At 68.3% G+C, this 17,596-nt stretch carries 11 protein-coding genes; 8 read left to right on the forward strand and 3 right to left on the reverse strand.

What is annotated here, in order from left to right; all coding sequences use genetic code 11:
* The 8 genes from ACYQ7X_RS16940 to ACYQ7X_RS16975 form a co-directional block, all read left to right on the forward strand.
* Positions 1 to 638 (forward strand): carbohydrate ABC transporter permease (locus ACYQ7X_RS16940; RefSeq protein WP_459698254.1); only part of this gene is annotated, 638 nt, incomplete at its 5' end.
* 72 nt (positions 639 to 710) lie between these two features.
* Positions 711 to 2,726: an aldo/keto reductase gene (locus ACYQ7X_RS16945; protein ID WP_459698255.1), complete on the forward strand. Its 2,016-nt coding sequence runs from the start codon at positions 711 to 713 to the stop codon at positions 2,724 to 2,726.
* A gap of 30 nt (positions 2,727 to 2,756) precedes the next feature.
* A complete protein-coding gene (locus tag ACYQ7X_RS16950; RefSeq protein WP_459698256.1) occupies positions 2,757 to 4,697 on the forward strand; it encodes a beta-galactosidase in 1,941 nt (646 codons plus the stop codon).
* Between the two features lie 55 nt (positions 4,698 to 4,752).
* On the forward strand, positions 4,753 to 5,517 hold the full coding sequence (locus tag ACYQ7X_RS16955; protein ID WP_459698257.1) for an SDR family NAD(P)-dependent oxidoreductase: 765 nt from the start codon (positions 4,753 to 4,755) through the stop codon (positions 5,515 to 5,517).
* Positions 5,518 to 5,717: 200 nt separating this feature from the next.
* Positions 5,718 to 6,203, forward strand: a complete 486-nt coding sequence (locus tag ACYQ7X_RS16960) for a formate dehydrogenase subunit gamma (RefSeq protein WP_459698258.1) — start codon at positions 5,718 to 5,720, stop codon at positions 6,201 to 6,203.
* Positions 6,200 to 7,747 (forward strand): formate dehydrogenase beta subunit, encoded by a 1,548-nt coding sequence (locus tag ACYQ7X_RS16965; RefSeq protein ID WP_459698259.1) that lies wholly within the window; start codon positions 6,200 to 6,202, stop codon positions 7,745 to 7,747. Before ACYQ7X_RS16960 ends, ACYQ7X_RS16965 begins: the two co-directional genes overlap by 4 nt.
* Positions 7,748 to 7,766: 19 nt before the next feature.
* Complete coding sequence (gene fdhF / locus ACYQ7X_RS16970; RefSeq protein ID WP_459698260.1) at positions 7,767 to 10,601, forward strand: formate dehydrogenase subunit alpha; 2,835 nt, start codon at positions 7,767 to 7,769, stop codon at positions 10,599 to 10,601.
* Between the two features lie 5 nt (positions 10,602 to 10,606).
* Complete coding sequence (locus ACYQ7X_RS16975) at positions 10,607 to 10,837, forward strand: formate dehydrogenase subunit delta (RefSeq protein ID WP_459698261.1); 231 nt, start codon at positions 10,607 to 10,609, stop codon at positions 10,835 to 10,837.
* Positions 10,838 to 10,881: 44 nt separating this feature from the next.
* On the opposite strand, the gene ACYQ7X_RS16980 is transcribed toward ACYQ7X_RS16975, so the two are convergent.
* From ACYQ7X_RS16980 to ACYQ7X_RS16990, 3 genes are all read right to left on the reverse strand, one after another.
* A complete protein-coding gene (locus ACYQ7X_RS16980) occupies positions 10,882 to 15,387 on the reverse strand; it encodes a response regulator (RefSeq protein ID WP_459698262.1) in 4,506 nt (1,501 codons plus the stop codon).
* Positions 15,388 to 15,560: 173 nt separating this feature from the next.
* On the reverse strand, positions 15,561 to 16,637 hold the full coding sequence (locus ACYQ7X_RS16985; RefSeq protein ID WP_459698263.1) for a tartrate dehydrogenase: 1,077 nt from the start codon (positions 16,635 to 16,637) through the stop codon (positions 15,561 to 15,563).
* 19 nt (positions 16,638 to 16,656) lie between these two features.
* A partial coding sequence (locus tag ACYQ7X_RS16990; protein WP_459698264.1) for a hypothetical protein occupies positions 16,657 to 17,596 on the reverse strand: 940 nt, incomplete at its 5' end.

Consider the following 17,596-nt stretch of genomic DNA (forward strand, 5'->3'; position numbering starts at 1 on the left):
GGCTCATCAATACCGCCTTCTACTCCGTCACCTCGGCCCTCGGCGCCACGCTGCTCGCCGCCGCCGCCGGCTATGCCTTCGCCAAGTTCCGCTTCGCCGGCAGGCGGATGCTCTTCGCCATCACCTTGGGCGCGATCATGATCCCGCAGACCGCGCTCGCCATCCCGCTCTTCCTGCTGATGAGCAAGGTCGGGCTGGTCGATAGCCCCTGGGCGGTCATCCTGCCTTCCCTCGTCAACCCGTTCGGCGTCTATCTCATGCGTGTCTATGCAGAATCCTCGGTGCCGGACGAGTTGCTCGAAGCCGCGCGGATCGATGGCGCGGGCGAGGCCGCGATCTTCTTCCGCATGGTGCTGCGGCTGCTCGCGCCCGCGCTGATCACCGTGCTTCTGCTCTCTTTCGTGACGACCTGGAACAACTACTTCCTGCCGCTTGTCATGCTCGAATCGAACCAGCTTTTCCCGCTCACCGTGGGTCTTGCCACCTGGTATCAGAATGCGAGCGCGGGCGAAGGCGGCCAGGCGCTCTTTTCCCTGGTGCTGACCGGATCGCTCGTCTCCATCGTCCCGATCGGCATCCTCTTCCTCACCATGCAGCGCTTCTGGCAGGGCGGGCTCGCCGCCGGCAGCGTCAAGTGACGAGCCACCCGCCAAGGCCCTGCCCCATTCGTGGCCATCGAAGCCATACTCCGCGCGAAGGATGATCGAGCAATGACCGCTGCCAAACTCCGCTGGGGCATCCTCGGCCCCGGCAAGATCGCCGAGACCTTTGCCGCCGGCCTCGCCCATAGCAGGCTTGGGCAACTCGTGGCGATCGGCGTGCGAGATCCGTCCCGCGCCGATTATGCCGCGCGCTTCCCCGGTGCGCGCATCCTGCACGGCTATGCCGGGCTGCTCGCCGATCCGGCGGTCGATGCGGTCTATATCGCAACGCCGCATCCGCATCACGCCGAATGGGCGATCAAGGCGACAGAAGCCGGCAAGCACGTGCTGTGCGAAAAGCCCCTCGGCCTCAGCGCTTTCGAGGGCGAGGCGATGATCCGCGCGGCGCGCAAGGCCGGCGTCTTTCTCGGCGAGGCCTTGATGTATCGCCTGCATCCTCAGACCCTGCGCCTGATCAACCTCATCCGCGAAGGCGCGATCGGCGATGTGCGGCTCATTCGGTCGAGCTTCGGCTTCGCCCTGTCGGGCGCGCGGCCGGATCATCGTCTGCTCGCCAATGATCTCGCCGGTGGCGGTATTCTCGATGTCGGCGGCTATCCGGTGTCGATGGCGCGGCTGCTCGCGGGCGTCGCGGCGGACGCGCCCTTCCTCGATCCGAGCCGCGTGCTCGGCACCGCGCATTTGGGGGAGACCGGGGTGGACGAGTGGGCCTCCGCCCTTCTGCATTTCCCGAACGGTATCATCGCCGAGGTTTCTTGCAGCGTCTCCCTCGCGCAGGACAATGTGCTGCGCGTCTATGGCAGCAAGGGCTGGCTCGAGGTCCCGGACTTTTGGTTCGCGACAGGCCATGCGGGGGGCAGCAGCACGATCACCATCCACCCGTTGCAGGGAGCGGCGGAGCGGGTAATGGTCGAAGAGCCGGGATGGCTTTATGCCTTCGAAGCCGATGCCGCCTGCGAGGCGATTGCCGCCGGTCTTCAGGAATTTGCCTGGCCGGGTCCGGATTGGCAGGACACGCTCGGCACGCTCCGCGTGCTCGACAAATGGCGAGCGGATGCCAAGCTCGAATATGAGATCGAGAAGCCGGCGCGGCGGCGCCATACGGTCGCCGGCCGGCCGCTCGCCCGCGGCGGCACCGCGATCCCGAAGCGCCACCTGCCCGGCCTCGGCAAGCAGGCTTCCGTGCTCGCCATGGGATTCGAGGATTTTCGCAGCTTCTCCTCGGGCGCCATCATGCTGGATGCGTTTTTCGAGGCCGGCGGCAATCTCTTCGATACGGCCTGGGTCTATGGCATGGGCTACACCGAGGGGCTGTTCGGCCAGTGGCAGGAAAGCCGGGGCGTGCGCGCGGATTGCGTCGTCATCGGCAAGGGCGCCCATACTCCCTACTGTCGCCCGGAATATATCGGCCGCCAGCTCGATCAGAGCCTCGAGCGTCTGCGCACCGATCATCTCGACATCTACTTCATGCATCGCGACAACCCCGATGTGCCGGTGGACGAATTCGTCGATGCCATGCACGCCGAGGCCGAGGCCGGGCGCATCCGCGGGATCTTCGGCGGCTCGAACTGGAGCCGCGAGCGCATGGCGGCGGCGATCGACTATGCCGAACGTGCGGGCAAGCGTGCGCCGACCGCGCTTTCCAACAACTTCTCGCTGGCCGAGATGCTCGTGCCGGTCTGGGAGGGCTGCGCCTCCTGTTCGGATGAGGCGTGGAAGGAATGGCTGACGGCGCGGCAGATGGTCAATTTCTCCTGGTCGAGCCAAGGGCGCGGCTTCTTCACCGAGCGCGCCGGGCGGGACAAGCACGGCAATGCCGAATTGGTGCGAACCTGGTATTCCGAGACGAACTTCGCGCGGCGGGATCGCGCGGTGGCGCTCGCCGCCCGCCTTGGCTGCAAGCCCATCCACATCGCGCTCGCCTATGTGCTGGCGCAGCCCTTTCCCTGCGTTCCGCTGATCGGCCCGCGCAGCCTGACCGAGCTGGACGACAGCCTCGCGGCGCTGCCGATCCGTCTTTCACCCGCCGATCTCGCCTGGCTCGAAAGCGGCCGCCAGGCCTGATCGCGGCTGCTCTCGCTGATGGAGAATAGGATGCTTGGCGTCTGCTACTATCCCGAACACTGGCCCGAGGCGTGGTGGGCCGAGGATGCGGCGGCGATGCGCGCCCGCGGCATCGCCTATGTGCGCATCGGCGAATTTGCCTGGAGCCGCATCGAGCCGACCCCCGGGCGCTATGATTGGGCGTGGCTCGATCGCGCCATGGATGTGCTGGGCGCCGCCGGCCTCAAGATCGTCCTCGGCACGCCGACGGCGACGCCGCCGCAATGGTTGAGCGATCTCTATCCCGGCATCCTGCCGGTGGGCGCCGATGGCCGGGTGAAGGGCTTCGGCTCCCGCCGTCACTATTCCACGAGTTCGCCCGACTGGCTGCGCGAGACGCGGCGGATCGTCACTGCCCTTGCCGAACGCTACGGCACCCATCCGGCCCTTGCCGGCTGGCAAACCGATAACGAGTTCGGCTGCCACGAAACCACGCTCTCGTACGGCGCCCATGATCTCGCGGCCTTTCGCGATTGGCTGCGGCGGCGGTATCAGACGCCCGAAGCGCTCAATGAAGCCTGGGGCAACGTCTTCTGGTCGATGGAGGCGGCGGATTTCGCGAGCGTGCCGCTCCCCATCGGGGCGGTGACGGAGACGAACCCGGCCGCCCGGCTCGACTATCGCCGCTTCGCCTCCGATCAGATGGTCGCCTACAACCGCCTGCAGGTGGAGATCATCCGCGCCCATTCGCCCGGCCGTTTCGTGACCCATAACTTCATGGGTTTCTTCCGCGATTTCGACCACTTCAAGCTGGCCGAGGATCTCGATTTCGCCTCCTGGGATTCCTACCCGCTCGGCGCGCTCGAAGTCTCCTCCCTGCCGGAGGCGGAGAAGCTGCGCTGGGCGGAGACCTCGCACCCCGATATCCCGGGCTTCAACCATGATCTCTACCGCGCCGTCGGGCGCGGGCGGTTCTGGCTGATGGAGCATCAGCCCGGGCCGGTGAACTGGGCGCCCTGGAACCCGGTGCCTGCCCCCGGCGCGGTGCGGCTCTGGAGTTGGCAGTGCTTCGCGCATGGCGCCGAGGTACTGAGCTACTTCCGCTGGCGGCAGGCGCCCTTCGCGCAGGAGCAGATGCATGCCGGGCTCAACCGGCCGGATCGCGCCCCCTCACCCGGTGGCCTCGAAGCGGCGGAGGTGGCGCGGGAACTCGAAGCCCTCGGCCCACTGCCGGCGATGCGCCAGGCGCCGGTCGCCATCCTCTTCGATTACGAAGCCGATTGGATCGCCGAGGTGCAGCCGCAAGGCGCCGACTGGCGCTATATCGACCTCGTCTTCCAGTGGTATTCCGCCCTCCGGCGCCTCGGCCTCGATGTCGATTTCGTGCCGCCCGGCGCATCGCTTGCCGGCTACCGCTTCGTCGCGGTGCCGAGCCTGCCGCATGTGACGGAGGCAGCCCTCGCGGCCCTCGGTCAGGCGCCGGGCGCGGTGCTCTTCGGTCCGCGCAGCGGCGCCAAGACACGGAGCTTCACGATCCCCGATACCCTGCCGCCTGGGCCCTTGCAGGCGCTGCTGCCGTGCAAAGTCACCCAGGTGGGCGCGCTTCGCCCCGGCCTCACCGTGCCGGTCTCCGGCGCCGGGCTTGCCGGCCACGCCGTGCGGTGGCGCGAATGGCTGGAGACCGATCTGCCGGCACGTCTTAGCTTCGCCGATGGCGGTAAGGCCCTGGTGAGCGCCGGGCGGCTGCATTACCTCGGCGCCTGGCTCGATGAGGCGCTGCTGCGGGATGTGCTGGAGATGCTGCTGAAGGAGGCTGCGGTCGTGACGAACCGGCTTCCGGATGCAGTGCGCATCCAGCGCCGCGGGAATATCACCTTCGCGCTGAATTTCGGCACCGAGCCCTGGCAAATTCCCAACGCCGGCGCGAAGACTTTCCGTATCGGACAAGAGACGGTGGCGCCGCGCGGCATCTCCTGCTGGGTCGAGGAATAGCCCGCGCGCCATCGGCGGAAGGGCGGGGAGCTTCACCCCGCCAGGCGGGGCAGCGATGGCGGATGGCGAAAGCTGGGTGATCGTGGGCGCGAGCGGCGCCTTGGGTGGGGCCTTCCTTCGCCATGCGCTCGGCCGCCCCGCTGTCCGCCGCGTCTTCGCGCTGGCGCGCAACCCGGGCTCGGCGGCTTCGGCGGCCGGGGCTCACGCCGCTGATTGCCGGATCACCGCCCTCCCGCTCGATCTCGCGGAAGAGGCGAGCATCGCGGCGGCCTTCGCCGCGATCACGGCAGCCACAGCGGAAGAGGGTGCGCCGGTTCGGCGGGTGCTCATCGCCACCGGCCAGCTGCATGGCGAAGGGCTGGCGCCGGAAAAGGCGCTGCGCGATCTCGATGCCGGGCGGCTTGCCCGCTCCTTCCTGGTCAACGCAACCGGCCCCGCCCTGGTCATCAAGCATGCGCTGCCGCTGCTGCCACGGGGTGAGCCCGCGATCATCGCTGCCCTCTCCGCCCGCGTCGGCAGTATTTCCGATAATCATCTCGGCGGCTGGTATGGCTATCGGGCGGCCAAGGCGGCGCTCAACATGCTCATCCGTTCGGCTGCGATCGAGGCGGCGCGGCGCTGGCCACAGGCGGTGATCGTCGGCTTGCATCCGGGAACGGTGGCCAGCCGCCTGTCTGACCCCTTCCAGGCCGGGGTGCGGCCCGATCACCTTTTCACCCCAGATGACAGCGCCGGCCGCCTGCTCGGCGTGCTCGATCGCCTCACCGCAGCGCAGTCGGGCCGGCTCTTTGCTTATGATGGCGTGGAGATCACCCCCTGATCCGGCTGCCACCCCTGCCTGTCATGCCGCAAAAGCGGGGCGGATTTGTCGTGGATTGACAACGCGCGGGGTGGGGCGTCTCGTAACCTCAAGCGCCGCCAACGAAGCGGCCAGGCCAGGAAACGTCTCACACCATGCAGAAAAGCGCGACCCCGTCGCCGGGGCAGACGAGCGCCACGAGGTCGCCGGGCGCGGCCGGGATGGACCGAGCATCCGGCGTTACCGCGAAGATGATCGAAGAGCTGCTCGCCGGCCTGCCGGAAGCAGAGGGGCCGCTCTGGCCCGCGCTGCATGCGGTGCTGGACGCCTTCGGCCATGTCCCGCAAAGCGCCGTCCAGCCGCTCGCCAAGCGCTTCAACCTTTCGCGCGCCGAAGTGCTCGGCGTCATCACCTTCTACCATGATTTTCGCACCGCTCCCCCGGGGCGGCATGTGCTGAAACTCTGCCGGGCCGAGGCCTGCCAGTCGGTCGGCGCAGCGGCGATGGCCGAGGAACTGCTCGTGCGGCTCGGCATCGGCTGGGGAGAGACCGCCGCCGATGCCAGCCTCACGGTAGAGCCGGCCTATTGCCTCGGCCTTTGCGCCTGCGGGCCCGCCGCCCTGCTCGACGGCATGCCGATCGGGCGGCTGACGCCGGCTGCGCTGGAACGCCTGGCGCAAAGCTGCGCGGGCGGAGATGCGGCATGATCCGGCTTTATCTGCCTGGCGATGCGGCGGCGCTTGCGCTCGGCGCCGAGGCGGTGCTCGCGGCGCTGATGCGAGAGGCCGAGACGCGCGGGGAGACCATCGCTGTAGTGCGCACCGGCACGCGCGGCGCCATCTGGCTCGAACCGCTGCTCGAGGTCGAAACGCCGGCCGGGCGGATCGGCTATGGGCCGCTCACGCCCGAGGATGTGCCTGGCCTCTTCGATGCCGGGCTGGGCGCGGGGGGAGAGCATGCCTTACGCATTGGCAGGCCGGAAGAGCATCCATGGTTCGCCGGCCAGACGCGGCTGACCTTCGGGCGCTGCGGCATCGTCGATCCGGCCTCCCTTGCCGATTATCGCAGCCATGGCGGCCTCGCCGGGCTCGCCCGGGCCCAGGCCCTCGGCGCGGCGGAGACGATCGCCGAGGTCAAACGCTCCGGCCTGCGCGGCCGCGGCGGCGCGGGCTTCCCCACGGGCCTCAAGTGGGAGACGGTGGCGCGCGCCGCCGCGCCGCAGAAATACATCGTCTGCAACGCGGATGAAGGCGATAGCGGCACCTTCGCGGACCGCATGCTGATGGAGGGCGATCCCTTCACCCTGATCGAAGGCATGGCGATCGCCGGCCTCGCCGTGGGCGCCACGCGCGGCTACGTCTATATCCGGTCGGAATATCCGCAAGCCATCCGCGCGATGGAGCGGGCGATCGCGGTGGCGCGGGCGGCGGGGCTGCTCGGCGGCGAAGCCGGCTTCGATCTCTGGGTGCGGATCGGCGCCGGCGCCTATATCTGTGGCGAGGAAACCGCCCTGCTCAACAGCCTGGAAGGCAAGCGCGGCGTGGTCCGCGCCAAGCCGCCGCTCCCCGCCCTCGCCGGGCTCTTCGGCTGCCCGACCGTCGTCAACAACGTCCTCTCCTTCGCGGCCATCCCCTGGATCCTGGCCCATGGCGGCGCGGCCTATGCGGCCTTCGGCCAGGGCCGCTCGCTCGGCACGCTGCCGGTGCAGCTTTCGGGGAACGTCGCGCGCGGGGGCTTGATCGAACTGCCCTTCGGCCTGCCGCTCCGCAGCATCGTCGAGGATTGGGGCCAGGGCACGCGCTCCGGCCGGCCCTTCCGCGCGGTGCAGGTGGGCGGGCCGCTCGGCGCCTATTTCCCGGCCTCCCTGCTCGACACGCCGCTCGATTACGAAGCCTTCGCCGCCCGTGGCGGCCTGCTCGGCCATGGTGGCGTCACGGTGTTCGACGAGAGCGTCGATCTCGCGGCGCAGGCCCGCTTCGCCTTCGAATTCTGCGCCGCCGAAAGCTGCGGCAAATGCACGCCCTGCCGCATCGGCGCGGTGCGCGGGATGGAAGAGGTCGAGAAGCTGCGGCGGGGCGCCGATGCCGAGACGAGCCTCGCGCTCATCGAGGATCTTTGCGAGGTGATGGCCGATGCCTCGCTCTGCGCCATGGGCGGGCTGACGCCCGTGCCGGTGCGGAGCGCGATCCGCCATTTCCCAGAGGATTTCCGCCACACGCCGCCCGCGCGCCTGCCCGCCGCGGCCGAGTGACAGAGGAGGGCCGCCTTCCATGCCTCTCATCCAGGAAACCGACTACGGCACCCCGCTGCCCAAAGGTGCCATCGAACAGGTGACGCTCACGATCGACGGCGCGCGCATCTCGGTGCCGCGCGGAACCTCCCTGATGGCGGCGGCGATGCAGATGGGCACTGAGGTGCCCAAGCTCTGCGCGACCGACAGTCTCGAAGCTTTCGGCTCCTGCCGGCTCTGCCTCGTCGAGATCGAGGGGCGGCGCGGCTACCCCGCCTCCTGCACCACGCCGGCGGAAGAGGGCATGGTGGTGCGCACCCAAAGCCCGGCCCTTGCCAAGCGCCGCCGCGGCGTGATGGAGCTCTATATCTCCGACCATCCGCTCGATTGCCTCACCTGCTCGGCCAATGGCGATTGCGCATTGCAGGATATGGCCGGCAAGGTCGGGCTGCGGGATGTACGCTACGGCTATGAGGGCGCCAATCACCGCGCCGAGGCGAAGGATGAGAGCAATCCCTATTTCGCCTTCGAGCCCGCGAAGTGCATCGCCTGCTCACGCTGCGTGCGGGCCTGCGAGGAGGTGCAGGGCACCTTCGCGCTGACGATGCTGGGGCGCGGCTTCTCCTCCAAAATCGGCACGGCCGGGGCAGATTTCCTCGATTCCGAATGCGTCTCCTGCGGCGCCTGCGTGCAGGCCTGCCCGACCGCGACGCTCAACGAAAAGAGCGTCATCGCGCTTGGCGTGCCGGAGCATTCGTTGGTGACGACCTGCGCCTATTGCGGCGTCGGCTGCTCCTTCAAGGCCGAGATGAAGGGCGCCGAGCTTGTCCGCATGGTCCCCTTCAAGCAGGGCGGCGCCAATGAAGGGCATAGCTGCGTGAAGGGCCGTTTCGCCTATGGCTATGCGACCCATCAGGATCGCAAGCTCCGCCCGATGATCCGCGCCCGCATCACCGATCCCTGGCGCGAGGTGTCGTGGGAGGAGGCGATCGGCCATGCCGCCGCCGAGTTCCGCCGCATCCAGGCGCAGTATGGGCGGGATGCGGTGGGCGGCATCACCTCCTCCCGCTGCACCAATGAAGAGACCTATCTGGTGCAGAAGCTGGTGCGCGCGGCCTTCGGCAACAACAACGTCGATACCTGCGCCCGTGTCTGCCATTCGCCGACCGGCTACGGGCTGAAGACGACGCTCGGCACCTCGGCCGGCACGCAGGATTTCGCTTCCGTCGATCATGCCGATGTCATCCTCGTCATTGGCGCGAACCCGACGGACGCGCATCCTGTCTTCGGCAGCCGCATGAAGAAGCGCATCCGCGCCGGCGCGCGGCTGATCGTTGTCGATCCGCGGCGGATCGACCTGGTCGAGACCCCGCATGTGAAGGCCGATCATCACCTGCAGCTCCTGCCCGGCACCAATGTCGCGGTGCTCAACGCGCTCGCCCATGTCGTGGTGACGGAAGGGCTGGTTGACGAAGCCTATGTCCGCGCCCGCTGCGATCTCGACGCTTTCGAATCCTGGGCGCGCTTCATCGCCCGGGAGGAGCACGCCCCCGAAGCGATCGAGCGGGTGACCGGCGTGCCCGCGGCCGAACTGCGCGCCGCCGGCCGCCTCTATGCGACGGGTGGCGCCGCCGCGATCTATTACGGCCTCGGCGTTACCGAACATAGCCAGGGTTCCACCACCGTCATGGCGCTCGCCAATCTCGCGATGGCGACGGGCAATATCGGCAAGCTCGGCGCCGGGGTAAACCCGTTGCGTGGGCAGAACAATGTCCAGGGCGCCTGCGACATGGGAAGCTTCCCCCATGAATTCACCGGCTACCGCCATGTCCATGACGATGCGACGCGGGAGAGTTTCGAAGCCCTCTGGGGGGTTGCCCTGTCGGACGAGCCTGGCCTGCGCATCCCCAATATGCTCGATGAAGCGGTCTCCGGCCATTTCAAGGGCCTCTATATCCAGGGCGAGGATATCGCCCAGAGCGACCCCGACACGCAGCATGTGACGGCCGGGCTCGCCGCCATGGAATGCGTCATCGTGCAGGATCTCTTCCTGAACGAGACCGCGAAATACGCGCATGTCTTCCTGCCCGGCGCTTCCTTCCTGGAGAAGGACGGCACATTCACCAATGCCGAACGGCGTATCAACCGCGTGCGCCGCGTGATGGCGCCGCTCTCCGGCAAGGCCGATTGGGAAGTGACGATCGCCTTCGCCCAGGCGCTCGGCTTTGCGATGGATTATGCGCATCCCGCCGAGATCATGGACGAGATCGCACGTCTCACGCCAAGCTTCGCCGGGGTCAGCTACGCGCTTCTGGAGGAGCGCGGCTCGGTGCAATGGCCGTGCAATGCGGCAGCCCCCGCGGGCACGCCGATCATGCATGTCGATCGGTTCGTGCGCGGGCGCGGGCGCTTCATGCTCACCGAATTCGTGCCGACCGAAGAGCGTACCGGCCCACGCTTCCCGCTTATCCTCACCACCGGGCGCATCCTCAGCCAATACAATGTCGGCGCGCAGACCCGCCGCACCGATAACAGCCGCTGGCACGAGGAGGATGTGCTCGAACTCCATCCCTTCGACGCCGAGCACCGCGGCATCCAGGAGGGCGAACTCGTCTCGCTGGAAAGCCGCGTCGGCGCCATCACCTTGCCCGCCCATATCAGCGAGCGGATGCAGCCGGGCGTGGTCTATACCACCTTCCACCATCCGCTGACGGGCGCGAATGTGGTGACGACCGAGCATTCCGACTGGGCGACCAATTGCCCGGAATACAAGGTGACGGCGGTGCAGGTGCGGCGCACCAATGCACCCTCCGCCTGGCAGGAACAGGCGAAGGCGGAAAGCATCACCCACCGGCGCATGGAAGCGGCGGAATAGCCCGCATGAGCCGCTCGCCGGAGGACAAGCTGATCACCATGGCCAATCAGATCGCGCGGCAGCTGCGGCCGCGCGGCAATGAGGCGGCGGCCGAGGTGGCGGCACATATCCTCGATTTCTGGACACCAAAGATGCGCGCGCAGCTCGCCGCCATCGTCGCCGCTGGCGATAGCAGCCTCGATCCCCTGGTGCAGAGCGCGGTGCGCCAGCATCTCCCGCCCGCGCCGGGCCGCTGAGGCGCGCCCCGCGCGGGGCGCGCCTGCGGGGGCGGTAGCGCCTTCTACCGCCGGCGTTGGGCCGCCGCCCTGATCGCAGCCGTCAGATCCGCCATGCCGTAGGGTTTCCGCAGCAGCACGGCCGCGGCGAGCGGCCCGGTCTCCATCCCGGGCGGCAGGGCGGCTTCCCCGGTCGCCACGATCACCGCAAGCGTCGGGTGGCGGCCGACGGCTGCGCGGGCGAGTTCCTCGCCCGGCAGGTCCGGCAGGCCGAGATCGGTCATCAAAATGTCGATCGGGCGTTCCTCGAGCCAGGCCGCCGCCGCCGCCGCGTTTTCGGCCTGAAAGACGAGGTAGCCGAGTGCCGCGAGCATCTCTCCCGTCGTCACCCGGATCAGCGCCTCATCCTCGACCAGCAGGATGGAGAGGCTGCCGGTGGCTCGCGCATCGCGCGACTCACGGTTGCGCAGCACATAGCGGATCTTCCGCGCCAGCGCCTCGCGCGAATAGGGCTTGCTGAGCAGCTCGATCCCGGCATCGAGCCGCCCGCCATGGACGATCGCATTGTCCGTATAGCCCGAGGTGAAAAGCACGGCGAGGCCAGGCAGCCGCTCCTGCGCCTTGCGGGCGAGTTCCGGGCTGCGCAAGGCTCCCGGCATCACGACATCGGTGAAGAGCAGGTCGATCGGCATGCCGCCCTCGATGATGGCGAGCGCGCTTTGCGCATCCCGCGCCTTGAGCACGCGGTAGCCGAGATCGGCGAGCATTTCGACCACGGTTGCCCGCACATCGTCGTCGTCCTCTACCACCAGAACGGTTTCGCTGCCGCCCTCGATAGGCCCGGTCGTCACCTCGGTCGCCAGATCCTCCGCATCATGCACGCGCGGCAGATAGATGCGGATCGTCGTGCCGTGGCCAGGCTCGCTATAGATCTTGATATGGCCCTGGGATTGCTTGACGAAGCCATAGACCATGCTGAGGCCGAGGCCGGTGCCCTGCCCCTCCGGCTTGGTCGTGAAGAAGGGCTCAAACACCTGCTCGATGATCTCGGGCGCCATGCCGCAGCCGGTATCCGTCACCGCCAGCATGATGTATTGGCCCGCCGTTACATCGCCATGCCGCGCGGCATAGGCTTCGTCGAGCTGGGCGTTCCCCGCCTCGATGGTGAGCTTGCCATGCCCCGCCATCGCGTCGCGGGCGTTGATCGCGAGGTTGAGGAGCGCGCTTTCCACCTGCACCGGGTCCACGAGCGTATTCCATAAGCCGCCGGCGATGACGGTTTCGATCTCGATCCCATCACCGAGCGAGCGACGCAGCAGATCGTCGAGCCCGCGGATGAACCGGCCGAGATTGACGACCTTGGGGGCAAGCGGCTGGCGCCGGCCGAAGGCGAGCAGCTGAGAGGCGAGCTTCGACCCGCGGGAGACGCCGCTCAACGCATTGTTGAGCCGCTGCTCCGCGCGGTCGTTGCCGGCGACATCCTTGGCCAGCAGCTGCAGATTGCCGCCGATCACCTGCAGCAGATTGTTGAAATCATGCGCGATGCCGCCGGTGAGCTTGCCGACCGCCTCCATTTTCTGGGATTGGCGGAGCGCGCGTTCGATCTGGGCCCGCTCCTCGGCCTCGGCACGCAGGCGCTCATTGGCGGTCGCCAGCTCGGCGGTGCGCAGCATGACCCGCGCCTCCAGCGTCTGGTTCAGCCGCATCAGCTCGTCCTGGCTGTCGCGCAGCGCCGCCTCGGTCTGCCGGCGCCGCTCGATCTCGTCCTGGGCGGCCCGGTAGAGGCGGGCATTGTCGATCGCGATCGCCGCCTGCCCGGCGATGCCAGCCAGCATGCGCTCGGCGCGCTCGCTGAAGACGCCGGGTTCGGGGTGGCCGAAGAGCAGCCCGCCCAGCACCTGCCCGGTGCGGGAGACGACGGGAGCGGCGAGGTAGCTGCGCACTGGCAGATGCCCTGCCGGCATGCCGTTATAAGGCGGGTTGTTGCCGAAGCGCGGATCGGCCTGAACATCCTCGCAGCGGATGATCGCCGTACCGGCGAAGGTCGGCGCGAAGAGCGCGGTATTCCGCGGCAGCGGGAAATGCGCGAAGGCCGAGCGCGGCGCGCCGGAGAGGGTATAGAGCCTGTAAGCTTCGCCGGCCTCGTTCTCGGTATTGAAGAAGAAGGCCCCGAAGGCGGCACCGGTCAGCGTGGTCGCGGCATCCGTCACCCGCTGCACGGCCCGATCGAGATCGAGCTCGGCGGCGAGATCGGTGCCGACCGCGTTGAGGATTTCGAGCGAGCGGGCCTCGTCCCGCAGGGCCTGCCCCATATCCCGCCGGATGCGGGCAAGGGCGAGAGCGCCATCGACGCGGGCGAGCAATTCCCGCGCCGAGAAGGGTTTGACGAGATAGCCATCCGCTCCTGCCAGCAGCCCTTCGACGCTCGCCTCCTCCCCGGCGCGGGCCGAGAGCAGGATAACCGGCAGGTCCCGCAGGGCGGTATCCTCACGGATCGCCTGAAGCAGGCCGAAACCGTCGAGCACCGGCATCATGATATCGGTCAGCACCAGCTCGGGCCGGTCCTGGCGCAGAATGTCGAGGGCTTCCTGGCCGTTCGTGGCGGTGACGCAGTGGAAGCGGGTGCCGAGCAGCCGGCTGAGATAATCCCGCATGTCCTGATTGTCGTCGACGATAAGCACGCGGCCATGTTGCGCGGCGAGTGGGGTATCGCTGATCGGCAGGGCGAATTCCGGCTCGACCAGCTTGCCCTCGTCACGCTCCGGCCGCAGCCAGCGCATCGCTTCCTGCACGAAGCCGCGCATGAGCGGCGCCGCCTCGCCGGGCGCCTCATACGCAGGTGCCACCCGCACCGGATAGGCCGGCTCGAACGGGATTTCGACGATGAAGCAACTGCCCCGCCCCTCCTCGCTTTCGGCGCAGATATTGCCGCCATGCAGGCGGGCCAGTTCCTGGACCAGGGTGAGCCCGATGCCGCTGCCCTCGATGCTGCGCCCGGGCGTGCCTTCGACGCGATGGAACCGCTCGAAGAGGCGCGGCAGATGCGCGGCCGGAATGCCGACGCCGGTATCGTGCACGGAGAGCCGCACCCAGCCTTCCCGCTCCCGCAGTTCGATCCGCACCTCGCCCGAAAGCGTATATTTGAAGGCGTTCGACAGCAGGTTGAGGACGATCTTCTCCCACATGTCGCGATCGACCGGCACCGGCCGGGAAAGCGGCGGGCAGTCGATCCGATAGGCGAGGCCGCCGCGCTCCATGAGCGATTCGAAATTGCTCGCGAGCAGCGCGGTGAACCGCGCGAGATCGGTATATTGCAGCGCCGGCTCGGCACGCCCCGCCTCGACCTTCGAAAAATCGAGCAGCGCGTTGACCAGTCTCAGAAGCCGCAGCGCATTGCGATGCAAGGTGCGCGCGCGCTCCACCGTCGGCGGCGGCAAGCTCTCCGCCTGGTCGAGGATCTCCTCGACCGGCCCGAGCATAAGGCTGAGCGGCGTGCGGAACTCGTGGCTGATATTGGAGAAGAAGACAGTCTTCGCGCGATCGAGTTCGGCCAGCGCCTCCGCCCGGCGCTGTGTCTCGGCATAGGCTTCCGCATTGGCGAGCGCCCCGGCGATCTGCCCGGCGGCGAGCTTGAGGAAGCCGCGATACTCCTCGTCGAACAGGCGGAAGGGGTTGAGGCCGCAAATTAGCAGGCCGCCGCGGCCCCGCGGCCCGGAGGGCGGGATCGGGAGCACGGCCGCCATGCCGGGGGGGCGCGGCCACACGCTGCTCGGCACCTGCCAGGCGAGTGGCTGGGCGACCTCCCGCTGCTCGCCCAGCACGCGCGCCACCGGCCAGATGCCATCGGCGATGTCGAGCAGCAGCGGCGCGCCCGGATGCCCCTCCGCCATGCCCACCCGGCCGCCGAGTCGCAGGCCCGTGCCATCCTCCTCCGCCACATAGATGAGGGCGAAGACCACATCCCACGGATTGGTGCCGAGCGCCGTCGCGCTATGGGTGCAGACGCCCGTAACATCGCGCTGATTGGCGGTCTCGGCTGCGAGTTCCCGCAGCGTGGCGAGCCGGCGCTGGCCGATGACGCGCTCGGTCTCCGCCGTATTGGCGCAGAAGATGCCGCTCGGCCGGCCTTCATCGTCCGGGATCGAGGTGTAGGAGAAGGTGTAGTAGGTCTCCTCCGGATAGTCATTCCGCTCCATGATGAGCAGCCGCTGCTCAACATAGGTTCCGGCATCTCCCCGCATCGCGGTCGCCAGCAGCGGGCTGATATCGGGCCAGATCTCCTGCCAGACGAGGGCGGTGGGCTTACCGAGCGCCCAGGGGTGCTTGCCGCCGATAATCGAGTGGTAGGCGTCGTTGTAGAAGAAAATCAGCTCCGGCCCCCAGCCGATCCAGATCGGCTGGCGGGAGTTGAGCATGATGCGGATCGCCGCCTTGAGGCTGCGGGGCCAGGCCTCGGCGGGACCGAGGCTGGTTTCCGCCCATGGCATGGCCCGCATCAAGGCGCCCATCTCGCCGCCACCGGCGAGGAACGCCTCTCGGGCATCGCGGCCCGCTAGCGCCTCTTCAGCCATCTCAGTCCTTCCAGATCATCCGGCCGGCGGCACCGGCGTGGCTCTCGCGCGCCGGTGCGGCGGAGCATCGGGCCCGGCGCATTCTGCGATCCGCGGCGCCCGCCGCCAAGATGCCGCTCGCCGCAAAAGGCGCCGGCACGGGGGATGTGATCGCCGCGGGCGCCTGCCGCGCCCTACCGATTGTCGCCGAGGATCGCGGCGACGACGCCAGCCGTAACCGCGGCGGTGTCGGCGCTGCCGCCAAGATCGGGCGTATGCAGCCTGGCGTCGCTCGTCACCCGTTCGATCGCCTGCATCAGGCGCGCCGCCGCCCCCGCTTCCCCGAGATGTTCGAGCATCAGCACCGCAGACCAGAAGCTGCCGATCGGATTGGCGATGCCCTTGCCCATGATGTCGAAGGCGGAGCCGTGGATCGGCTCGAACATCGAGGGGAATTGCCGCTCGGGGTTGAGGTTGGCGGTCGGCGCGATGCCGATCGACCCGGCGAGGGCGGCGGCAAGATCGGAGAGGATATCGGCATGCAGGTTGGTGGCGACGATGGTGTCGAGGCTCTCCGGTCGCATCACCATGCGCACGGTCATCGCATCGACCAGCATGCGCTCGGCCGTGACCTCGGGGAAATCCTGCGCCACCTCCTCGGCGATCTCGTCCCACATCACCATGCCGTGCCGCTGCGCGTTGGATTTGGTGACGATGGTGAGATGGCGGCGCGGGCGCGCGCGGGCCAGCGCGAAGGCGAAGCGCATGATGCGCTCCACCCCGGCGCGGGTGAAGATCGCGACTTCGGTGGCGGTCTCGATCGGCAGGCCCTGATGGGCGCGCCCGCCGATACCGGCATATTCGCCTTCCGAATTCTCGCGCACGATCACCCAGTCGAGCTTGCCTTGGCCGAAGGTCGTGAGCGGAGAGGTGATCCCGGGCAGGATGCGCGTCGGGCGGATATTCGCATATTGGTCGAAGGGTTGGCAGATCGCGAGCCGCAGGCCCCAGAGCGTGAGGTGATCGGGGATGTCGGGGTGGCCGGCGGAGCCGAAGAGGATGGCGTCATGCTGGCGGATGAGGTCTCGCCCGTTGGCGGGCATCATGCGGCCGTGGCGTTTGTAGTATTCGCCGCCCCAATCGAAGTGGTCGAAGGCGAGGGTGAAGCCGCCATCGCGGCGGCTGAGGGCCTCCAGAACCTCGATCGCCGCGGCGATAACCTCGATGCCGATCCCGTCCCCCGGAATAGCGGCGATCCTGTACTGCTTCATATCCCTCTCTCCATAGTCTTCAAGCCGCGCCCTTGGCCAGCCGCCGGAGCCGCCGCTGGCGTGCTATGGCGATGAAGAGGCCGATCAGGGCGAACATCCCGGTCTCCAGCCAGATAAGGATATCGAGCCCCGCGGCCTCGCCCGGGATCTTGCCACCGAGATCGAGATGGCGCCGTAGCACGGCGGTAAAGCTGCCGACATCGAAGCCTTCGCGGCGGAGCGCCCGGGCGACATCCTGCCGCAGGCCGCCAGGGGTCAACTCGCCCTCGATCGGGCCGGCGGGGTCGGGGCTGTCCTCCGCATCGTGATAGCGCGGGATGGTGACATCCTTCTCGACCAGGAAGACCGGATCGCCCGCCTGCCAGCCGGAGGGCAAGAGCGGGGTGTAATAGTCCCGGTAGGCATGGCCGCGGATATTGTAATCGAGCACGATCACCGAATCGAGCCGCGGCTGCCCGTTCATCACCCGCACCCAGGGGCTGGCCTTGCCGAGATCGATCGGCGCGGCACGCGAGAGGGTGACGGCCGTCAGCGGTTTGCCGGCATCGGCATCGGCCGAAAGCCGGAGCCAGGTGGAGAGCACGAAGCCGAGGGCAAGGGCGCCCACGAAAAAGCCCAGGCCGATATTGCGGCCGCGCCGCGCCATGGCGATGCGCTGGGCGGTATCGGTAGTCTCCCACCGCTCGGCGGCATCGGCCGCGATCTCCCGGCGCGAGCGGCCGGCGCGGGTCATCTGCCGGCGGAGATCGGCGATCAGCGCGTTCTGCGGCCACAGCCGCTGCAGCCAGCCGATCACCACGGGCGGTCCAAGGAAGATCACGATCGCCGCCGAGCCTGCGCCGAGAAGCAGGTTGGAGCCGCCGAACGCGGCCTCCTGCCAGCGCAGCAGGAAGGTAAAGGGGCCACGATCCTCGACGAGGCTATAGACCACCATGCCATAGCCGCCGAACCACCAGACC

This window comes from Acidisoma sp. C75 (assembly GCF_054665095.1).

Bases quoted from the DNA above. Each gene is read 5' to 3' on its own strand.
- ACYQ7X_RS16960 (WP_459698258.1), top strand. From the start codon at position 5,718: ATGGACCGAGCATCCGGCGTTACCGCGAAGATGATCGAAGAGCTGCTC.
- ACYQ7X_RS16965 (WP_459698259.1), top strand. From the start codon at position 6,200: ATGATCCGGCTTTATCTGCCTGGCGATGCGGCGGCGCTTGCGCTCGGC.
- ACYQ7X_RS16985 (WP_459698263.1), bottom strand. From the start codon at position 16,637: ATGAAGCAGTACAGGATCGCCGCTATTCCGGGGGACGGGATCGGCATC.
- ACYQ7X_RS16945 (WP_459698255.1), top strand. From the start codon at position 711: ATGACCGCTGCCAAACTCCGCTGGGGCATCCTCGGCCCCGGCAAGATC.
- ACYQ7X_RS16955 (WP_459698257.1), top strand. From the start codon at position 4,753: ATGGCGGATGGCGAAAGCTGGGTGATCGTGGGCGCGAGCGGCGCCTTG.
- ACYQ7X_RS16980 (WP_459698262.1), bottom strand. From the start codon at position 15,387: ATGGCTGAAGAGGCGCTAGCGGGCCGCGATGCCCGAGAGGCGTTCCTC.
- ACYQ7X_RS16950 (WP_459698256.1), top strand. From the start codon at position 2,757: ATGCTTGGCGTCTGCTACTATCCCGAACACTGGCCCGAGGCGTGGTGG.
- ACYQ7X_RS16975 (WP_459698261.1), top strand. From the start codon at position 10,607: ATGAGCCGCTCGCCGGAGGACAAGCTGATCACCATGGCCAATCAGATC.
- fdhF (WP_459698260.1), top strand. From the start codon at position 7,767: ATGCCTCTCATCCAGGAAACCGACTACGGCACCCCGCTGCCCAAAGGT.